The sequence below is a fragment of the Aliiglaciecola sp. SL4 genome (assembly GCF_041538045.1).
In the GTDB taxonomy this organism is placed as follows: domain Bacteria; phylum Pseudomonadota; class Gammaproteobacteria; order Enterobacterales; family Alteromonadaceae; genus Aliiglaciecola.
In genome coordinates this window covers 161518-182886 of sequence record NZ_JBGOSE010000004.1, presented here as the reverse complement: position 1 = coordinate 182886, position 21369 = coordinate 161518, and the positions used below count along the sequence as shown (strand labels likewise).

General features: G+C 40.9%; 21 protein-coding genes. 17 read left to right on the top strand and 4 right to left on the bottom strand.

The genetic code is table 11. The annotated features are described in order from the left end of the window. Positions 1-105 precede the first annotated feature (105 nt). On the top strand, positions 106-426 hold the full coding sequence (gene cutA / locus AB6T38_RS07925; RefSeq protein ID WP_348491906.1) for a divalent-cation tolerance protein CutA: 321 nt from the start codon (positions 106-108) through the stop codon (positions 424-426). Beyond that, entirely contained in the window at positions 423-2246 is a 1824-nt protein-coding gene (locus AB6T38_RS07920) for a protein-disulfide reductase DsbD (protein WP_372546780.1), read from the top strand. Before cutA ends, AB6T38_RS07920 begins: the two co-directional genes overlap by 4 nt. Positions 2247-2412: 166 nt before the next feature. Here AB6T38_RS07920 and AB6T38_RS07915 read toward each other — a convergent pair whose 3' ends face one another. The 3 genes from AB6T38_RS07915 to AB6T38_RS07905 form a co-directional block, all read right to left on the bottom strand. Further along, entirely contained in the window at positions 2413-6969 is a 4557-nt protein-coding gene (locus tag AB6T38_RS07915; protein ID WP_372546779.1) for an EAL domain-containing protein, read from the bottom strand. Between the two features lie 172 nt (positions 6970-7141). Next, positions 7142-7771: a uracil phosphoribosyltransferase gene (gene upp / locus AB6T38_RS07910; RefSeq protein ID WP_372546778.1), complete on the bottom strand. Its 630-nt coding sequence runs from the start codon at positions 7769-7771 to the stop codon at positions 7142-7144. A 10-nt stretch (positions 7772-7781) separates the two neighbouring features. Then, positions 7782-8366, bottom strand: coding sequence for an ACP phosphodiesterase (locus AB6T38_RS07905; protein WP_372546777.1), 585 nt, complete (start codon positions 8364-8366; stop codon positions 7782-7784). Positions 8367-8576: 210 nt separating this feature from the next. Between AB6T38_RS07905 and aroQ the strand changes: the two genes are divergently transcribed. From aroQ to AB6T38_RS07830, 15 genes are all read left to right on the top strand, one after another. Next, positions 8577-9026, top strand: a complete 450-nt coding sequence (aroQ, locus tag AB6T38_RS07900; protein WP_372546776.1) for a type II 3-dehydroquinate dehydratase — start codon at positions 8577-8579, stop codon at positions 9024-9026. Positions 9027-9037: 11 nt separating this feature from the next. Further along, positions 9038-9484, top strand: coding sequence for an acetyl-CoA carboxylase biotin carboxyl carrier protein (gene accB, locus AB6T38_RS07895; protein ID WP_372546775.1), 447 nt, complete (start codon positions 9038-9040; stop codon positions 9482-9484). A 14-nt stretch (positions 9485-9498) separates the two neighbouring features. Then, positions 9499-10839: an acetyl-CoA carboxylase biotin carboxylase subunit gene (accC, locus tag AB6T38_RS07890; protein ID WP_348491898.1), complete on the top strand. Its 1341-nt coding sequence runs from the start codon at positions 9499-9501 to the stop codon at positions 10837-10839. Positions 10840-11047: 208 nt separating this feature from the next. Then, positions 11048-11914, top strand: a complete 867-nt coding sequence (locus AB6T38_RS07885; RefSeq protein WP_372546774.1) for a MipA/OmpV family protein — start codon at positions 11048-11050, stop codon at positions 11912-11914. Between the two features lie 166 nt (positions 11915-12080). Then, positions 12081-12731: an OmpW family protein gene (locus tag AB6T38_RS07880; protein WP_372546773.1), complete on the top strand. Its 651-nt coding sequence runs from the start codon at positions 12081-12083 to the stop codon at positions 12729-12731. A 206-nt stretch (positions 12732-12937) separates the two neighbouring features. Continuing rightward, entirely contained in the window at positions 12938-13609 is a 672-nt protein-coding gene (locus tag AB6T38_RS07875) for a response regulator (protein ID WP_372546772.1), read from the top strand. Next, a complete protein-coding gene (locus AB6T38_RS07870) occupies positions 13610-14908 on the top strand; it encodes an ATP-binding protein (protein WP_372546771.1) in 1299 nt (432 codons plus the stop codon). A 17-nt stretch (positions 14909-14925) separates the two neighbouring features. Continuing rightward, positions 14926-15285, top strand: a complete 360-nt coding sequence (locus AB6T38_RS07865) for a cupredoxin domain-containing protein (RefSeq protein ID WP_372546938.1) — start codon at positions 14926-14928, stop codon at positions 15283-15285. Continuing rightward, positions 15275-16033 (top strand): hypothetical protein, encoded by a 759-nt coding sequence (locus AB6T38_RS07860; RefSeq protein WP_372546770.1) that lies wholly within the window; start codon positions 15275-15277, stop codon positions 16031-16033. The genes AB6T38_RS07865 and AB6T38_RS07860 overlap by 11 nt, the downstream gene beginning before the upstream one ends. Further along, positions 16030-16743: a hypothetical protein gene (locus AB6T38_RS07855; protein WP_372546769.1), complete on the top strand. Its 714-nt coding sequence runs from the start codon at positions 16030-16032 to the stop codon at positions 16741-16743. The genes AB6T38_RS07860 and AB6T38_RS07855 overlap by 4 nt, the downstream gene beginning before the upstream one ends. 116 nt (positions 16744-16859) lie before the next feature. After that, positions 16860-17315: a TlpA disulfide reductase family protein gene (locus AB6T38_RS07850; RefSeq protein WP_372546768.1), complete on the top strand. Its 456-nt coding sequence runs from the start codon at positions 16860-16862 to the stop codon at positions 17313-17315. A 13-nt stretch (positions 17316-17328) separates the two neighbouring features. After that, positions 17329-17553, top strand: coding sequence for a DUF4266 domain-containing protein (locus tag AB6T38_RS07845; protein WP_372546767.1), 225 nt, complete (start codon positions 17329-17331; stop codon positions 17551-17553). After that, positions 17544-18836, top strand: a complete 1293-nt coding sequence (locus AB6T38_RS07840; protein ID WP_372546766.1) for a DUF3570 domain-containing protein — start codon at positions 17544-17546, stop codon at positions 18834-18836. Before AB6T38_RS07845 ends, AB6T38_RS07840 begins: the two co-directional genes overlap by 10 nt. Before the next feature lie 93 nt (positions 18837-18929). After that, positions 18930-19763 (top strand): FAD:protein FMN transferase, encoded by an 834-nt coding sequence (locus tag AB6T38_RS07835; protein WP_372546937.1) that lies wholly within the window; start codon positions 18930-18932, stop codon positions 19761-19763. Positions 19764-20064: 301 nt separating this feature from the next. Further along, positions 20065-20973: a DUF6492 family protein gene (locus tag AB6T38_RS07830; protein ID WP_372546765.1), complete on the top strand. Its 909-nt coding sequence runs from the start codon at positions 20065-20067 to the stop codon at positions 20971-20973. A 103-nt stretch (positions 20974-21076) separates the two neighbouring features. Here AB6T38_RS07830 and AB6T38_RS07825 read toward each other — a convergent pair whose 3' ends face one another. Continuing rightward, complete coding sequence (locus AB6T38_RS07825) at positions 21077-21286, bottom strand: cold-shock protein (protein WP_008846166.1); 210 nt, start codon at positions 21284-21286, stop codon at positions 21077-21079. Between the last annotated feature and the right edge of the window lie 83 nt (positions 21287-21369).

Here is a 21369-nt window from a genome sequence, read left to right as displayed (position 1 = left end):
GCAAGTATAAAATTCTATACAGTGCGAATAGATCCAATCTCTATCTTTTGAAAGATATCTTTTATTATTAAGGTCAATTATGGCCAGAGTACAAAAGGTATATTAATGAGTTCACAATTTTGTATAGTATTAACGACTTGTCCGACTAAGAAGCAAGCCGAAAAAATAGCAAGTGAGTTGGTAAACCTTAAGCTCGCTGCTTGTGTGCAGATATCTCAGCCGATATCATCGTTCTACCATTGGGAAGATGAGGTCGTCACCGACTCCGAAATGCACTTAATTATTAAAACCATGTCGAATAAGGTAGAAGACGCATTTAAGTTAACCTTAAGCATGCATCCATATGATGTTCCTCAATGGGTAATTATTGATAGTGCCTCCGCCAGCGACGCATATTTAAATTGGATTAAAAGTAGCCTTACATGAATTTTAGACGTCTTATATCGTTAACTGTATTTGTATTATTCTCTTGGGCAAGTTTGGCTCAAAGCAATTTAGCTTTTGATGATTTGTTTGCCGATGAACCGGAATTTTTACCCGTTGAGCAGGCATTTCAATTTGATTTTGATCAGAAAAATGATCAGCTACTTTTGCGTTTCACCATCGCAGAGGGATACTACTTATACAAAAACCAATTTAAGACTGTCGTAAAAAATGGCGAGATTAGTCAACCCATATATCCCGAAGCAATCATCAAAGAAGACGAGTTTTTTGATGAGCCTCAACCTGTTTTCTATGATCAAGTTGAAATTCACTACACCGTTCTAAGCTCAGAAAAAGACGCAGTAGTGAAACTGCAATATCAAGGCTGCGCTGACGCTGGTTTATGTTACCCACCAACGGTACAAGTGGTGTATTTAGACGAAGTACGTAATACATCCCCCCCTAAGCAAGTTACTGAAGCAGAGCAACCAAAGGATGCAAACCAAGTTACCGATTCAGCACCGGTGTCACAACAGTTCGAGCTAGCTAATTTACTCAAAGGTGAGCAAATACTAATTCTTAAATTAGCAGCCTTTCTATTATTAGGCATAGGTTTAGCCTTTACTCCCTGTGTATTTCCTATGTATCCCATTTTGTCCAGCATAGTGATAGGCCAAGGTAAATCAATCAGTACCTCTAAGGCCTTTAGCTTATCTTTCATATTTGTGCAGGGCATGGCAATTACCTATTCCATATTAGGATTAGTCATTGCTTCAGCGGGAGCTCAATTTACGGCTTACTTGCAAAACCCATATATTTTAGGGGTTTTAATTGTGATTTTTGTGTCCCTTGCCTTAGTGATGTTCGGCGCATATGAGTTGCAATTGCCATCTAAATGGCAGGAAAAGTTAAACGGATTAAGTAACAAGCAAAAAAGTGGCAGTTTTATTGGTGCCTTTATTATGGGCATTATATCCGGATTAGTGGCATCTCCTTGTACTACAGCACCTTTGACTGGCATTTTGTTATACATTGCCGAACAAGGTGATCAACTTCTAGGTTTCTTTGCCTTATATACATTGAGTATTGGCATGGGCATTCCGCTAATCTTATTTGGTATTACAGGTGGTAAATTACTGCCCAAAGCAGGCAACTGGATGAATGTAGTTAAGGTTGCCTTCGGCTTTATGATGCTAGTGGTTGCACTAACCTTCTTGGAGCGTTTAGTGAGCAATATTTGGATTGAGTATATTTGGTCTGCGCTAGGCCTGATTGCGTTTACCTATTTCTACGTGATGAATATAAATACCCCCACCACGTTGTGGAAAGGAATACGCAGTTTAATTATTTTTGCCGGATTAATAGGCTCAGTGTTATATGGTTATCATCAGTTTAAACAGTCACAGTATCAAACCCATTTAGCTGATACATCATCGTCAAAGGCCGATGTCAGTGCTCACCCCACATTCTTATTGGTGAAGAACTTACAGGACTTTGAGGAAAAGCTCAGTGCAGCCAATGCACAAGGCAAAACCGTAATGGTGGATTTATATGCCGACTGGTGTGTGGCCTGTAAAGAATTCGAAAAATATACCTTTCCAGATCCGCAAGTAATGGATGCCCTTTCTGATACTGTATGGATGCAGATAGATCTTACTGACAACACCGCCACTAACATTGAATTTCAAGAAGCGTTCGACATATTAGGATTGCCCACTATTCTATTTTTTGACGAGCAAGGTAAGGAATTGTCTTCTGTCAGGGTAACTGGGTTTATGAAAGCTAGCCCTTTTGCTAACCATGTGAATCAGATATTTAATTAGGGAGCTTTAAGGCAGTGCTAAGTCAGCTTGGATTTAGATAGCAAGAAACTGACGTTAATCCTTAACTGCGTATTCATTATAACTGCTTTTAAACAGGCAAATTCGGAACATTGCCTGTTGCATGTGTTGGAAACCCTAAATCACAATGATGAACAATTAATTTCCTTTATAGCAGCCAACTTTTCGCAATTAATGCTGCGGTTTGCTCTTCTGGCACGGGCTTAGAATAAAAATAGCCTTGCAGGTGGTTGCAACCATGCTGTTTGAAGAAATCAATTTGCACTTGTTCCTCAATACCTTCAGCAACACAATACATTCCAAGGCTTTCAGCCATACGCAGAGTTGTTAACACTAAAGCTTCGTTACTTTTATCTTTACCAATATCATCAACAAAACTTTTATCAACTTTAAGCACTTGAATAGGAAACTCTTTTAGATATTTGAGTGATGAATAACCCGTACCAAAGTCATCTAAAGCAATGGTAAATCCACGTTGGCGCATGGACTCCATATAATGGAGCGCGCGTTCATAATCTCGCATCAAAGCACTTTCAGTAATTTCAAACCTTAAGGCTGATACAGGCAAACCGTGTTGTTCTAACAGCAACACGATATGATCAATTGAGATTTGACGTTCAAAATGTCGTGCTGAAAGATTAACGGATAAATACACTTCCCGCTCTCTAGTTTGCCATTCACTCAATACTGGCATGGCCCGCTCTAATGCATCCCACGTCATGTTTTCAATTAAACCTAATTCTTCGGCAACGGGTATAAATTGCTCTGGTGGCACCATGCCATTGGTATCAGGCCAGCGCATCAGTAATTCAAATCCGCCCACTAACCCTGTTTTAGTATTGACAATTGGTTGGTAATAATTAATAAACGCTTTGCTTTGATGGGCCTTCTTGAGGCGATTTTCCATTAACAAACGGTCTTGGGCTTTTTCATTCATATGTTGAGTGAAATATTGAAAATCACTACGACCTTGTTCTTTGGCGTGATACATTGCCAAATCAGCATTTCTCAACAACTCTTCTGGCGTATCGGCATCACCAGGATAAATCGCTATACCCACACTTGAAGATACGCTGACGGTTTGGTTCCCCAGTTGGATAGGCGCTTCAAGGATCTCAATAAGTTGCTCAGCCAAGATACTTAAACGATCAGGATGTTTAACTTCCTCTACCATTACAACAAATTCATCTCCGCCTAAGCGCGCAACAGTATCATCTTTTCTCAATAGGTTGGTCAGGCGCTGGGCGACGACTTTGAGTAATTCATCTCCCGCTTTATGCCCTAGGCTGTCATTAACTTGTTTAAAGCGATCTAAATCGATAAAAAACACGGCCAATTTAGACTTGTGTCGGGAAGCGTGATCAATCCCGTGTTTAATCCTGTCGAGTAGTAAAGTGCGATTGGGGAGATCAGTCAGACCATCAAAATTAGCCAGTCGACGCAGTTCGTTCTCTGCTTCTTTTTGTTCACTAATGTCCGACATAATCATTAGATAATAATCTATTTCCCCCTGAGCCCGCATACTAGCAATGGAAGTCATATTAATGAGTACATTTAAGACTTTATCATTGTGAATATCTAGCTGCTCTTCTCCTTTCCAGTGCCCTGTCACGCTCAATTCGGATAGTTTCTTCCAGAATCGAGGAGGATAATCAGCATTCAATTTAAATAAACGAGTTAATTGGCTCTTTAAATCACCATTCTCATTAATCCCAAATGCCTCACAACAAGCAGTATTTACCGCTACTGGTACCAGATCTGTATTGAAAATGACGACCCAGTCTCGTGTATGCTTGAAAGCCTCACCAAATAACCTGACTTTTTCTCGATCTGCCACGGTTTCAGTCACATTGCTGTAGGTACCTGCGACAACACTTTCTAGCCCAGTTTCATCTACTACTTCATTACCCACATCACGGTACCAAAACCAATCCCCCGTACGCGAACGTAATCGATAAGTTACGTCTAAACCGTGGCTATTTTTATCGATAAAAGCCTGCCAATTAGACTTAAATAAAGCTTTATCATCTTCATGGATGAGATCCATGTGCGCATCAAAGCTAAGTAAGTTATCGTCAGACTGATAATCTAATTCTTCGGAAACTCTAGGTGCGTAAAACTCGTTACTATCCGAGCGCCACTCCCACACATTACTGTTACTCGCACTTAACGCTAAGGTTAGTCGATTTTTACTCTGCAAAGCTTGAGCATGTGCCGACATCACCTGATTATTTTGTATATCTCGTCGATACCACCAAAACAGCACCAAAGACACAAATATAAAAATGTAAATAGTATAAGCTGCAGGCGATAACCAAGGTGAATATTTAACAAAGATATGGACTGAAGCAGGTGGACTTTTCACTCCCGTCATAGGGTCAAAAGAAATGGCTGAAAACACATACTCCCCCGGATCTAATTTGGGGAAAGTAACCTGCGAATCCGTTGTTGCCGGATAAATATAACTGTCGGTTCCATCAAGCCTGTATTGGTATTGAATGGTATTTTGATGTTCAAATGCAAGTGTAGAGAATTCGATAGTCAAACCGGCATCTTTGTGATCAAGTAACACCACTCTTTTGTCCAAATTGACCAATGGCATTTTGAGTGTACTGGAACTGAGTTTAATGGACGTTATTTTTACTTGGGGTGGTACGCCATCATCAGTTTCAAAAGATGATGGATCAAATATGCTCAGCCCCTTTTGTGAGCCATAGACCAAACGTCCATCCTGTAAAACGATATGCGATAAACCATTGAACTCTTTTCCGTCTAGTCCCTGAGAAATCCCATATTGTTGTAAATAAGGGCCTGCAGGGTCGAATTTCAATAAACCTGCATGAGAGCTCATCCAGATAAAGCCATTTGCATCTTGGTTGATCCCATAAATCATATTACTCGGCAGCAAGTTCTGCTTGTCGAAGCCATATTTCGGGGTATAAATGGTCGCATCAAGTCCCACTAAACCCGCTCCCGGATACGCAATCCATAGGGTCCCATTGTTGTCTTCAACGACACTCTCAGGGTAAACAGGTTGTCCCATGCTGGCACGCTCGAGTCGATGGACACTTTGCAAGCTATCGGTTTTCGTGTTGTAAGCCCATAATTGCTCTCGTTCTGCTATCCATAATAGATCTTTGTAAACACGGCTTCGCCCCAGAAATCCGTATGACGCGCTGGCATCAATTTGTTTATTTAACGTTTCGACTTCAGACACGACACCAGTTTGTGCGTCATATTTGTAGAAGCTTTCCAAGTTACTGAACCAGTAAAAGCCGTTATTACCTTTGGCAAAACTGTCTAGCCTGCTACTCAGTAATTGGGCAACTTTTGAATCAACGCTCGCTGCCAGAGCATAAGTATTGGTAGTAGTGTCAAAAGACCACAGGCCACCATCGGTATTTAACAATAAGGTGTTGTCACCGTAAGTTTCTATATCTCGAATTCGAGCTCGTTTGGCCCCGACTATATCTTTAGTAAACCAATGGCCGCGCAACTCATGTTGTTTAAGGTCATAATAATTCAGGCCATTACTCGTGCCGATCCACAAACCATCATCATTGAACTGGGCGAAAGACTTCACACTGTTGCTACTTAACTGGATCTCATCGTCTTTATTTTGACGAACGTTTTCGAATTTCGTGCTTTGTGTTGACCAATACAATACACCGTCAAACGCGGAACCCAACCACAGGTTACCTTTACTATCTACATCAATTGCGGTTACATCGTCTGATGTTATGTAAAGCCGACTATCGGAGGGATTTAAATAGTCTTGAAGCTGTTCCGAAGAAGGATCGTAACTAAATAGACCTTCTTGCGAGCCTATGTATAAACTGCCATAGCTCGTTTCATATATATCTAAAATTGGAATACTCAACGCATGATCAACCAGATCAAATTGATTATTCTGATTCAGGGTGATGCAAAACAGGCCTATCTTACTGCCAATCCAAATAACGTTATCGCTGGCTAAAAACAATTCGCTGATGGGTTCCTGGTTTTGCTGCCCTAGTAGTTCAATTTGACGTTCTTTGCCGCTTTCTAAATCAACCTCAAATAACCCATCACCTCGGCCAATTAACAGTTTATCCCCTAAGAAGAGGGTAGCGTTGATTTTAAACTCAACCACTTGTTTGTGTTTAGGCAGTTGATATAACAGTGAAGCTTTGCCCAAATCAGGGCTAACGATATAAACACTTCGCTCCGTGCTTACAATAATTTGGTTATTTGGCAATTGACTGATACTTGTGACGCTATCCGACCAAGTACTGCCGCCGACGGCGAAATGTTCAATAAGGGTCGTTTCTCCGGTTTTGGTCTCAATCTTAAAAAGACCTGAACGACGTGTGCCTAGCCAAATGTTTTGATTGTTGTCTTCAAAAATAATTTCAATGGAAATATCGGCCAGTTGCATTTCATTGCCATCAAAATGCTGCACACGATAACCATCAAATCGATTCAGACCAGCCCGAGTTGCTACCCATAAAAATCCGCTGGAATCGATAAGTAAGTCATTAATTGTATCTTGTGACAATCCTTGCACAGTAGATAACTGCACAAACTTGGGTTCGCTAATTAGCGGCGCTGCAGAAACATGAAATCCCCACAGAATTGAAAAACAAGCAATAGAAATAGCGCTACAAAACCGATAGATATAACTCAATCCATAAAAAACAACGCTATTTTTGAAATTTTCAAGCAAAGTTGGTAACACTCCGAGGTTATACTCGTTCTAGCCAAGCATGTTGAATAAATAAACTAAATGTGCAAAATTTAATTATTACTCAATATAGCTCGCTTACCAACTCTTTTATATATTACTCTTAAATCGGCGAACAATGTATTTAACCAAACCCTAGGCAAAATCACTAATATCAACGTGTGCCAAATATTTTATCTCCAGCATCACCTAGCCCTGGCAATATATAACCTCGGTGATCTAGCTTGTCATCAATAGCCGCCACATAAATATCAACATCAGGATGTTTTTTAACGACCTCAGCAATTCCCTCTGGCGCGGCGACTAAAAAAAGGCCAAGTATTTTTTTACATTGTTTCTGCTTTAACAGGTCAATGGTGGCAATTAACGTTCCACCAGTTGCCAACATAGGATCAACAATCAGTGCAGTACGTAAATCAACATCTTTAACTACTTTGTCGAAATAAGCCACAGGCTCGAGGGTTTCTTCGTTGCGATAGAGCCCAACGACACTTATTTTAGCGTTTGGAATTAATTGCAACACACCATCCAACATGCCTAATCCAGCCCGTAAAATGGGTACCACCGTAATCTTCTTACCCTTGATTTTTGCCACTTCAATTGGCTCTCCCGTCCAACCAGGAATAGTCACTTGTTCGGTTTGTAAATCTCGTGTCGCTTCATAGGTCAGCAGATTACCAACTTCGCTAGCCAGTTCACGGAAATCTTTACTGCTAATACCATTAGCTCGCATCAAGCCTATTTTATGTAAAATCAATGGGTGTTTAATTTCATGGACGGCCATAATTGATCCTTTAATCTAGTTCAACTGTTTGCACATAATGTATGAGTTCGGGATAGAACGCCAAAAAATCTTGCTCTATCTGCGCATGATATGAATTCATGAATCGATATCCATCCTGTGCGAATTTAATTCGCATATTCAAACGCTTTTCAATTTGTTGATAAGCCCCTAAGCAGCTTTTCCGGTCTTCATAGTTTTGCAACCACTGATGTTTTAGCAAGCCAGCTCGCACGGATGCAAAATGTTGACTAATATTAGGTGGTTGTTGTTTCAATTGCTGGTAAAACTCAGACAATACTAGGGGTTGAGTTTGCGTTGTAAAATTTTGCCAGTGTGTGGACAGCAAATGATCAAAATAAATATCGATAATAACGCCAGAAATGCGCCGCAAATCTGGGGAAAACTGTTCTCTCAATGATTTAACAACAGGATGGTTATCAGTGTATGAATCAATTTTTCGATGTAAACGCACGCCGTTCTGTAACGAAATGGGAAGGTGTTCTAAATTACTCCCTTTTACAAAGTCTCCCAAAAAATTACCCAACAAGCTCGTTTGGGAAACATGAGCAAGGTGGATATGGGCTAAATAATTCAAAAACGTTACCTTTTGAGCTAAAACTAAAAAAAGATGCAGTAAACTTCGCTGATAAGACCAGTATTTTGCTGCTAATTGGACACTATTCTCTATAATTAATCTAAACAACCTCTGATTGGTTGATTTTTATTCGGTTCTCATTTGACTTTTATCAGATTTACGTTAAGAGTATCGCAACGATGAAATTTAAAAGAAGATAGCGACAAATTCGTGAAATTTTTATTATTAAACGGTCCTAACCTTAATATGTTGGGAAAACGTGAACCAACGATATATGGGTCAAAGACGTTACAAGATATTGTAGATGAATTAACAATTCTAGCAAATCAAGAAAGCATTGAGCTGCTTCATTTTCAATCTAATGCTGAACATGAGCTGATAGAAAGAATTCATAATGCCATGGGGAATATTGATTTTATCATTATTAATCCCGGTGCATTTACCCATACAAGCGTTGCTATTAGAGATGCATTATTAAGTGTTAGCATTCCATTTATTGAAGTGCACCTGTCGAACGTGCACGCCCGTGAAGAATTTAGAAAACACTCCTATTTATCAGATATTGCCAAAGGGGTAATTTGTGGATTAGGGGATTACGGTTACGAAGCGGCAATTATTGCTGCCAAACGCCACTGCCAAATTAATTTAATGAGTAACTAAAGAGAGCTTAAATGGATATTCGTAAAATAAAGAAATTGATAGAACTAGTTGAAGAGTCTGGTATTTCGGAACTTGAAATTACCGAAGGGGAAGAGTCAGTCCGTATTCACAGAGCAAGCGCAAGTTCACAAGCTCCTGTGCAATATGCGCCAGCTCCGGCACCCGCTCCGGTAGTTGCTGCTCCAGCTGCTGCGGCGGCCCCAGCAGCAAGCCCAGAAATATCGGGACATGTTGTAAAATCACCTATGGTTGGTACTTTTTATCGTTCAGCGTCTCCTACTTCGCCTGCATTTGTTGAAGTTGGTCAGAAAGTAAATGTTGGTGATACATTGTGTATTGTTGAAGCAATGAAAATGATGAACCAAATAGAAGCCGATAAGGCAGGTGTGATAAAACAAATTTTGGTAGAGAACCAAGAACCTGTTGAATTTGATCAACCAATGTTCGTAATCGAATAAGCGAGCGAATTATCATGCTTGATAAAGTCTTAATTGCGAACCGGGGTGAAATAGCACTTCGAATTCTGCGTGCATGTAAAGAGATGGGGATCAAAACCGTCGCTGTACATTCTACCGCAGATAAGGATCTGAAACACGTTTTGCTTGCAGATGAATCTATCTGTATAGGTAAAGCTTCAGCCACAGAAAGCTATTTAAATATCCCCCGAATCATTGCCGCAGCTGAAGTCTCTAATTCAGTTGCTATCCACCCTGGATACGGTTTTTTAGCTGAAAATGCAGAATTTGCAGAAGCAGTTGAAAAAAGTGGGTTTATTTTCATTGGTCCAAAAGCAGAAACCATCACTTTAATGGGTGACAAAGTGTCGGCCATTAAATCTATGAAAGAAGCGGGTGTGCCTTGTGTACCTGGTTCTGATGGTCCCCTGAACGACGACCCAGAACGCAATAAAAATATTGCAAAGCGAATTGGTTATCCGATTATCGTTAAAGCTGCTGGCGGTGGCGGTGGTAGAGGCATGCGCGTTGTGCGTAAAGAGTCAGAGCTAATCGAAGCTATTTCTATGACTCAGGCTGAAGCTGGTGCTGCTTTTGGTAATGCGACTGTATACATGGAAAAATTCTTGGAAAATCCTCGTCACGTTGAGATTCAAGTTTTATCCGACGGTCAAGGTAATGCAGTTCATTTAGGCGAGCGCGATTGTTCTATGCAACGCCGCCACCAGAAAGTAGTTGAAGAAGCCCCTGCACCTGGCATTAATTCTGAAACTCGTGAGCGTATCGGTGAACGCTGCCGTAAAGCCTGTATCGAAATAGGCTATCGCGGTGCAGGAACCTTTGAGTTTTTGTATGAAAACGGTGACTTTTACTTCATTGAGATGAATACCCGTATTCAGGTTGAGCATCCAGTAACAGAAATGATTACCGGTGTAGATTTGATCAAAGAGCAGCTTCGTATTGCCGCTGGTCAACCTCTATCAATCGAACAAAAAGATGTGCAAGTTCGTGGTCATGCCATTGAGTGTCGAATTAACGCAGAAGATCCCGCTACCTTTATGCCTAGTCCTGGAAAAATCGATATGTTCCATTCGCCAGGTGGTTTTGGTATCCGTTGGGAATCTCACATCTATGCAGGGTACAGCGTCCCGCCGCACTACGACTCTATGATTGGTAAGTTAATAGCCTATGGAGAAAACCGTGATGTGGCTATAGCTAGAATGCGTCATGCGTTGGATGAACTTGTTGTAGATGGCATTAAAACCAACATATCTTTGCAACAAAGCATCATGGCAGATGAAAACTTCTTTAATGGTGGAACAAACATCCACTATCTAGAGAAAAAACTGAAGCTCTGATAGCTGTAAATACTCATCGGAGGCTACCTAGTCAAAATTAGGTAGGCTCCGACTCTTATCTCTCACCCGATTCAAGCATTTTATCCAATCCGTTTTATCTTCTCCCTGCGACTTCCTAAGTGCTTTTATATATTTACGCTTTTAAGCTTGAGCTTGTGACATTTACTGTAGTAAATTTCCATACTATTCCTATTCAAATGGTATTTTTGTGTCCCTCACATCGCGTCTTTTAACCTTAGCTACCCTCTTTCTTAGCTTCCCCTCTCTTGCTCAAGTAGATACATCTATGGACAACGATTACATCAAAAAACCACGTTGGGAAGCGGGTATCGTCGGCGCAGGATTTAGCACGCCTGAATACCCAGGAGCAGCAGACAATCATCACAATGGTTTCGTTTTACCTTTTTTCATCTACCGTGGAGATGTTATCAGAGTAGGCGATAACAGTGTGATACGAGCAGTGGCCGTAGAAAAGAGCTGGATAGAAGTAGACCTATCCCTTGATGCAGCATTTAGCGCAGACTCTAACGAAGATTCGGTACGAGCAGGCATGCCAGACCTCGATTTTGTGTTTGAGGTAGGTCCGCAGGTTCGTCTCAAATTGTTTGAAAGTGGTAACAAAGCTATAGGAATTCAGCAAATACAATTTAAATTGCAAAGCCGAGGTGTATTTTCCACCGACTTTTCTTCTATTACCCATCGTGGGTATGTATTAAACCCTGAATTAACCTATCAATACGTAGGTGCGTTCCAACCTGAAGATAGATTCCGGTTCAGTGTTTCACCTGTTTGGGCCACAGAAAAATTACATGACTATTTTTATCAAGTGGATACCCAATTCGCCACTCAACTAAGGCCTGAATACGATGCAAAAGCGGGCTATCTTGGCCTTACCTTATCTACCGGTTATATGGTTAACGTTACTCCAACTGTACGCATGTTCATGACTGCATCTTATCGATTCCAAAATAACGCGGCCAATAGCGACAGCCCCTTGCTGGTGGAAAACAACAATTACGCTTTTGGCGCAGGAATAGTTTGGCAAATTAGAAAAAGCAACGAATACCAAAATTAAGCACCTATACCTGCTTGCACTCACTGCTTTTTAGGGCTGTATTATAAAACTTTGATTTACATCAATCTTTTGAATCTTTTTGGTTGAGCCAGATCAATATCAGAATAATTCAATTGGGTAAGCTTTTTCCATCAAATTTAAACACATTATATCGATGGAGAAACACATGAAAAAATTAGCAGCTTACCTAGCGGTAGCAGTCGCTCTTAGCGCCACTCAAGCACAGGCATATACAACTGGCGATATGATCCTACGTGCAGGTGTCACCACCGTTGCCCCAGACGAATCAAGCGGTAATGTTTTTATTGGCGGAGCAGATGTTGGTGTGGGAGTAAATGTCGATAACAACTCTCAATTGGGATTAAACTTTGCGTATTTCTTGTCACCTAATTGGGCAATTGAAGTATTGGCAGCAACCCCTTTTGAACATGATATTGGTTTAAACACCGTTGGAGCCTTAGGTTCTACAAAACATTTACCACCAACTATTTCAGCTAATTATCACTTTTTAGACGCCGATAGTGCGTTTCAACCCTATGTTGGTTTAGGTATTAACTACACTATTTTCTTCAGTGAAGAATTCACTGCGGCTAATCAAGAAGCAGGCTTTGATGATTTAGAGTTAGATGACTCTGTTGGTTTATCTGCGCAAATTGGTTTTGATTATATGTTGGATGACAATTGGTTTGTTAATGCTTCTGCACGTTACATTGATATCAGCACTGAAGCGACATTTACTAATGATGGTTCAGCTGGAACTGTTGATGTAGATATCGACCCATTTGTTTATTCACTCACCGTTGGTTATAAATTCTAAACGGACTAAAATGTTATAAAAAAATGGGCACTTCGGTGCCCATTTTTATTGGCGCATAAAAACAACCTTGCTAAAAGAGCTGCGTTAAGATTACTTTAAGGTAAACTTCTTATAATGGTAGAGACGATCACAATACAAATTGTCATTCAATTAAACTATTGCCAATATGCTAAGCCATTGCTGCAAACGAAAAAGAACCCACTATTATGCGTATTTTATTAGTCGAGGACGATCTCGCTTTATCTGAAGCCTTAAGCAAATCATTGCGCAAGCAGGGTTATGCGGTTAATTGTGTTTTTAACGGCAAAGATGCCATAGCGGCTTTGGCCTCAGATGACTGCAATTTAATGATCCTTGACCTTGGGTTGCCCGATATGGACGGATTAACCTTACTCGATAAAATCCGCAAACAGAAAAACAACATACCAACATTAATATTAACCGCACGGGACTCAACCTCCGATAAAATACAAGGTTTAGATAAAGGCGCGGATGATTATTTACCTAAACCATTTGAAATGTCAGAGTTGCTGGCCCGCTTACGGGTAATGGAAAGGCGCTTAGGTACTTCTCAACAATCCCTAGTATCCTGCGGTCCCGTGAGTCTCGATATTACTCATCATTTAGTGATCATAAATGATCAGCCGGTAGAAACTTCCCGTCGAGAGTTCACCCTGCTGAAGTCATTAATGGAAAACCTTGGGCGTATTCAATCTAAACAACAATTGGAATCCAAGCTTTACGAATGGGGCGATGAAGTGGCAAGCAATACAATTGAAGTTCATATTCACAATTTACGTAAAAAATTACCTAACGAATTTATTAAAACGGTTCGTGGTGTAGGCTATAGCATTAATCAGCGAGCTTACCCTGGATAAATGGATTCAATTCGTAAATACCTGACCTTTCTGCTTATCAGTGCTATTGCGCTGATTAGTTTTATTGCGGCACTACAAGGGTATCGTTCAGGAATGCAGATGTCGTCGGTACTATTCGATGCTGAATTGAAAACTCTCGCCCAAAGCATGACTAACTTACCCAAGCAAATTAGCGAGACTATTGCCGCTTCAAATGAAGATTTAGCCATTCAAAGTTGGTCTGATGAAGATTTGGTTTTACGCACCAGCAATGTGCCTTTAACTGCCATTGCCCCCTTTGAAGTAGGGTATTCTGACCAGAACTTTAATGCGCAACGGTGGCGGGTTTATGCCAGCTTCAATCAACGAACCTCTGTTTGGGTTTTTGTCGCTCAACCACTAAAAACAAGATTTGAACTAACCGAAGAAATGATGATTTCGGCGATGACGCCATTTTTTCTCGCCATCCCCGTTTTAGCCTTAGCCATATTCCTACTAGTTACCTACGGTTTAGCGCCCCTTAGGGAACTTACCAGTCAATTGTCTATGCGCCGAGAAAATGATTTTTCTGCCATTGCTTTGTCACGAACCCCTGAGGAGTTGTTACCCACGGTGAGCACACTGAATAGCTTGTTGAACCGTTTAGATTCGGCCTTCGAGCGGGAAAAACAATTCGCAAGCCATGCCGCCCATGAACTAAGAACTCCCCTGAGTGTACTGAAAATAAACTTGCATAATTTACAGCAGAGCCAAGGCTGTGAATACGAGGAGATTCAACAGCTACAACAAGACACAGATAGAATGATCCACGTGGTCAATCAAATTTTGTTACTCAGTCGTACTAACCCTGAAATTATCTCAGCTAACTTTGATATTTGTGACCCCTACAAAATAGCCCAAAAAGTTATTTCCGATAGCTATGTGAATATTGATAGAAAGAATCAAAGCATCGAACTCAATGGTGAGTCCTGTGAATTTAAAGGCAATGAATTTGCCCTATATACCTTGCTACAAAACCTCATTAGCAATGCCAATAAATACACACCAGAGAACAGCGATATACGCATAAACTTGAGCCTTGATGAGGGATGGTTACGCATTCGCGTTGATGATTCTGGCCCAGGAATTCCACAACACGAACAACAAAAATCCACAGTGCGCTTTTATCGAGGTCAAAGTCATCAAAAGAGTAAAATTGAGGGCAGTGGATTGGGTCTATCCATAGTCGAACAAATCGTCGCTATGCACGAAGGCAAACTCACGCTAGGTAAATCAGACTTAGGTGGTTTGAGAGTGTTTGTTGAGCTTAAATCTGCATGAATAATGTGCGCAGAAAAATGCTTGAACACATCATGCAAAAATTCATGATGCTAGTGTTACTTGCCCTGTCATTTAAAGCCTGTGCTATCGATGAAATTACTATCACCATTCGGAATCATTTATTTTATCCGCCGGAAATTGATATTCCCCAACACAAAAAAGTTAAAATCACCTTTATCAATCTGGATGACACCCCTGAAGAAATTGATAGTTTTGACCTCAATAGAGAAAAAGTCGTATTTGCCAAAAGCCAGTCGAGTATCTATGTAGGCCCTTTAGATGCCGGAAGGTATCGCTACTTTGGCGAGTATCATCCAAATACAGCTATTGGCTTCGTTAACGTAGTACCCGTTGAGGAGCGTCAAAATGCTAAGTAGTACAGTGGTGCTGTTCCTAAAAGATGCTTTGCCGATATTTTGGGCCATAGCCATTTTAATAGTGTTGATACCCAATTGGCGACACTGGTTACCTCTGGGTATTGGCTGCGGAACTATTGTTTGTTTACTGGTGTTCAACAACATCGGTTTTATTTCCCAATTCACCGATGGTTTGGGGTTTGAGTTTCTTAAAATCCTGTTGCTGATCATCGGTTACCTTATTGCCGGTGCCTTTTTCGTGAATCATCAACTCAGGTACAATTTCACAGCGCGGCTTTTAGCCACTGTGTTTGTCACCTGTATTATTATTCTTAATGCCAGCAACTTACTGCTGTTTTATGTCAGTTTCTGGCGTGTGAATGAGCAGAGTCATTCGCTATTTTTAGGGTTAATTTTAGGGGTTGGTATCTGTACCAGCATTGCAACATTGCTGGTATTGCTATTAAAACCGCTACAAAAAGTGAAGGTAGCGCGCTATCTGTTTTTAGTCTTTGTTGTGGGTCAGTTTTCCCACATTGCCTACCTGCTGCAACAAACAGATTTAGTCACTTCACAACAAATTTGGAGTAGCAAACAATTCATTTCAGATGAAAATGAAATAGGTCAGTTTCTTGCCACATTAATAGGTTACGAGTCATCTCCCACAGGATTATATATTTTGATCTACTTAGTCGCGTTAATACTGCCTGTTTTGCTAAGGCGCTTCAGCAACTCAACTAAAAAAGTAAATAAGGAGCCAAACCTATGAGGTTTTTCAGCTTTTTAAGTTTACTCGCCAACTTAGTGCTTTGCCCGCTAACCTTCGCCGATGAAGGCTCAGTAGATAAAGTCTACCACCCCTATGTTTTGCCCAATGAGCGGGAAGTGGAATGGCGATTTGCTTCTCGCCAAAATGATGATGGTAATCTGCTGACCCAACGTTTCGCTTTTGGAAAAGCAGTTTCAGAGCATTTGATGTTAGAATTTTATTTAGTCGGCGCTAGAGATGAAAACGATGATTTTGGTTTAGCATCCTATGAAATCGAGGCTCGCTGGATGCTCACAGAACAAGGGCAATATTGGGCTGATTGGGGCGCGTTGTTTGAAGTTGAAAAAGCCCATAGCAAAGATCTTTGGGAAGCCACGTCTGGCCTCTTGATTGAAAAAGAGTTTGGACAAACCAGTTTAACCACTAACTTTTTACTGACTTATACCTGGGGCAACGATAGAGACATTGACACTGAAAGCGAGGTTATTCCTCAATTCAGACTAAAATACAGATATCGTTGGCACCCATGGTTACAACCTTCAGTGGAAATCTACACGGGAGAAAAGTTCGTTGGAATTGGTCCAGCATTTATGGGGATTCAACGTTACCAAGGCCAAAAACAATTAAAATGGGAATTAGGTTTTATCTCTGGCTTGAATGGCGACAATAAAGATCATACTTTACGCTTCGTTCTTGAGTACGAATTTTAATACTCATACCGTAAACCAGCCACTCAGGAAAAAAACACACCGCATTCCTTTAGCTTAAGATTCCCTTAAGGTTGATAACTTACTCTGTAAGCATTGTTGTTTAGAGTAAGTATTTTATGCGTATTTTACTGTTAACCTTACTGTTATTAGTGCACTTACCATCCAGTGCTATACCTGCGCCTGACTTTCGATTGCAAGACATTCAGTTAAGTGATTACAAAGGTAAGGTAGTATATTTAGATTTCTGGGCCTCCTGGTGTAAACCCTGCCGCAAGTCCTTTCCTTGGATGAATGAAATTAGCAATAAATACGCCTCTGAGGGATTGGTGGTGTTGGCTGTAAATTTGGATACAGATGCCAAACTAGCCCAAAAATTCTTACGCAAATACCCTGCGCAATTCAATATTGCCTACGATCCCCAAGGCAGTTTAGCCAGCCAATACAAAATTCCAGGTATGCCGACCAGTTATTTGATCAACAAACAAGGTGAACTTGTGGTCGCTCACAAAGGATTTCATTTAGATAAATCCACATCTTATGAACAAGAAATCGTCGCGCTACTAAAACAATAGGAGAGCCGAGAAAATGAAACGAAAAACCATAGTTATGATTACCGTTATGGCCGTGATGCAACTTGCAGGCTGTGCAAATTTAGGTGTGCAACCCTGGGAGCGTGATTTACTCGCTAAGGATGAAATGGCCCTTGATTCTGAAGGGGTAGACATTGGCCTAGATGATCACATTTATTTTAGTAAGGAAGCCACCAGTGGTGGACGTTCATTTGCAGGCGGAGGTTGTGGATGCAACTAAAACAAACTAAAAACGTCAGTGCTATTCTTGCCGCAGCTTCATGCGCATTGTTAGGCACATCTGTTCAAGCTGAAGACAACAGCGAAGAATGGAAGTTTGATACTGCTATTTTGTACTACGGTGAAACAGATCGAGTACAACTAGTTGAAGGAGTATTTAATGCCAACAAAGACTTCGGAGATGAGCATTATTTTAATGGCAAACTGGTCATCGATACGCTTACCGGTGCTTCTGCCTCAGGCGCTGTTGCCCAATCTGGTGTGCAAACATTTACTCGTCCTTCAGGTAACGAAACCTATACCGTTGAAGCAGGCGAAACACCCCTAGATGATACATTTCACGATACCCGTGTACAAGCCAGTGGACAATGGACACAGCCTATCGGTGAAAATTACCGAATTAGCGGTGGTTTACAAGCTTCCAAAGAATACGACTATTTATCCATTGTGGGTAATGGCTCACTGGATATGGATTTTAATCAGAGAAATACCACCCTATCGGCGGGCGTTTCCTATGCATTTGATAGTATAGATCCCGTGGGAGGTCGCCCCGTAGATCTTTCTAGCATGGTAGTTGATAACGGGCAGTTCGACAGTTCAGAAGCTTATCAACAAGCCTTTGATGCCACTCGTCTACAAGGCAGTGAACAAAAAGATACGGTAGATTTACTGTTGGGTGTCACCCAAGTGATTAATCGTCGTATGTTAATGCAGTTTAACTATAGTTTGTCCATGTCGGATGGTTATCACAATGACCCCTACAAAGTGCTTAGTATTGTGGATCAGCAAGGTTTAACCCAAGATGTGGTCTATGAATCTCGTCCCACAGAACGAACCAAACACAGCATGTATTGGCAAACCAAGTATGCCCTTGATCAAGGTGTAGTCGATTTTTCCTATCGTTTTGCTACGGATGATTGGGATATAGACTCCCATACAATTGACTCTCGTTTTCGATATAACCTATCGGAGACCAGCTACATACAACCACACATTCGATACTATCAGCAAAATGAAGCGGAGTTTTACAATCCATTTTTGTCTCAAGGAACCCCACTTCCTGAGCATGCCAGTGCTGACTACCGGTTAGGAAAAATGACAGCAATTACCCTAGGGCTAAAATACGGTATGCAATTGGAAAACGGTAACGAGTTAGCATTTCGTTTGGAATATTATCAGCAAACCCCAGACAATGCCGGATTCGAGCAACCTGGGACATTAGCAGATGAAGATTTATATCCTTCTTTAAAAGCGGTGATAGCACAGGTAAGCTACAGTTTTTAGCCCCTTGTTAGAGTATAACAAGATATGCAAAGTTCTGAATTGCCTTTGTCCATAGAAAAGCGTAGCGACCATATTTGTGGTCGCTTTTCTGCGATGGCCAGCCCCTGTGAGATTTTAGTGGATAGTGGGGATAGCGAACTCGCAAAAGAACTGACACAAGTCGCCTACCTAGAATGCAAACGCATCGAAAACAAATACAGCCGTTATCAGCACAACAATTTGATGTTCGAGATAAATCAGAGCAACAATCAAGCTGTCACTATTGATGCAGAAACCGCAAAACTGCTGACTTTCGCTGATACCTGTTATCAAATTAGTGATGGATTATTTGATATCACCTCTGGGGTATTAAGAAAAGTTTGGAAATTTGATGGTTCTGACAAGATCCCAACACACCCACAGATAACCGCATTGCTGCCATTTATTGGTTGGCAACAGGTATCATTTACCAGCAACTCAATCACCTTGCCCACAGGTTTTGAATTGGACTTTGGCGGTATTGGTAAGGAATATGCGGTTGATTGTGTTGCTAAAGCTTGTCAGCAATTAGCACCGAATGTATCGGTTTTAGTTAACTTCGGTGGTGATATACAAGTAACACAAGCCCGCAAAAACCACCCATATTGGCAAGTGGGTATTGAAGACCCAAGTAATCTTTCTAAGGGCTTAGCCATGGTAAATATTGCCACCGGTGGACTTGCTACAAGCGGTGATGCAAACCGCTATCTATTAAAAGACGGTGTGCGCTATGGCCATGTTTTAAACCCTAAAACTGGCTACCCCATACAACAGGCACCACGTTCGGTGACAGTTGCAGCCCAGCAATGCATTCAAAGTGGTTTACTGGCAACCTTGGCATTATTGCAAGGTAAAGACGCCGAGCTATTCCTTAAACAACAAGACTGTAAACACTGGTGTTTTTGGTAGTCGCCTTTTTAGCCCAACCTATTTACTCCTTTACCATTTAATGGAACTCTAAAATACTGCTTTGTGAAGCAGAAAGGAAAAGCCTAGAGAATAATTCAATCGGCTTTATAAAATATGGACAGCATAGAATATGGGCAGCCATCATGGCTATATTGATAAAACTTAGGCAAGTGAATGAATTGCCTTTTGATTTCAGGCCCTAGTAAAGTAAAGTGATGCAATATAACTACATAGCCTTTACGATTAAATTAGCCGATTGAGTTATGTCCCGAATTACAAACGCTTTTAATAGGATACAAGAATGACAATAGGTGCAATTTTACCTTTGAGTGTTAAGGGTAGTTATGATGTAGATGACTTAGGTAGAACTGAAATCTTGTTTAAAACCCTAGATGCATTCTGCGAACCCGGTTTATTCTCTAAGTTTTTGATTGTGACGCCCCCTGACGAAGTACAAATAGTCACTGAAAAAGTACAGCGTTGGGCTCAGTTTAATCCGGTAGTAATGTCGGAAGAAGATTTGGTTCCAGAATTGAGCCAACATAAACACATGCGCGGCTGGCGTAAACAACAAATTGTAAAAATAGCCGCACACAGCCAATTTACAGATGAGTTTTATATTACCTTTGATGCTGACGTGATCTGTTTAAAACCTTTGTCCATAGAAAAGCTAATTGACCAAGGTAAAGCCCTGTTGCAATACGAACCCCGCAGTTTTCACCCTAAATGGTGGAAGTCATCTGCCCGTTTATTAAAAATGTCGGCAAATGTGGGAGACACATCAAAAGGAATGCATGTCACCCCAGCAATATTGTCCACTAAGTTGGCTAAACAGTTAACGGAGGAATTGAGCACTCTTTGGAAAAAAGATTGGGTAAAAGCCGTCTGTTCGTTACATAACCCTAAAGATCCAAAAAATTGGCGGGTTTCACGATTCTTGATGCTTAAATGGACGGAATATTCACTTTATTATTTATGCGCCATGAAAAAACAAAATCTCGATGACTTTCACATCACAGCAGGCACGCAGACTCACCCTCAACTATTGCTGATACACGACTCCCACCCCTATGAAACTTGGGATACGCAAAAGAGTTTTTCTAAAGATTGTCCGGGATTATTTTGTGTCGTGGGCAGTAAGTCACGCTTAGAACCAGAGGAAGTATGGCAGCGCATTAGCCCATTTGTACCGGTTAAAGAAAACCGTTAATAAGTGCAAATAACCTAAAAAAAGACAATAAAAAAGGCAATCATATGATTGCCTTTTTTGAGTTTTCTATCAATTCGTCAGACAAGTCTGACGATAAATTGAATTAGATAACTTGAATGTTCTCAGCTTGAGGACCTTTTTGGCCTTGGCCGATAGTGAATTCAACTTTTTGACCTTCTTTAAGAGTCTTGAAGCCGTCACCAACGATTGAACGGAAATGAGCGAAAACATCAGGGCCGCCTTGCTGCTCGATGAAACCAAAACCTTTATCTTCGTTGAACCACTTAACAGTTCCTACTACTTTATCAGACATATTATATCTTCCTGTAAAAATTAAATTGGGTGCCAAAATTGGCAGGTTTAGCATAAAAAGAGACCGAACTTAAAAACAACAGG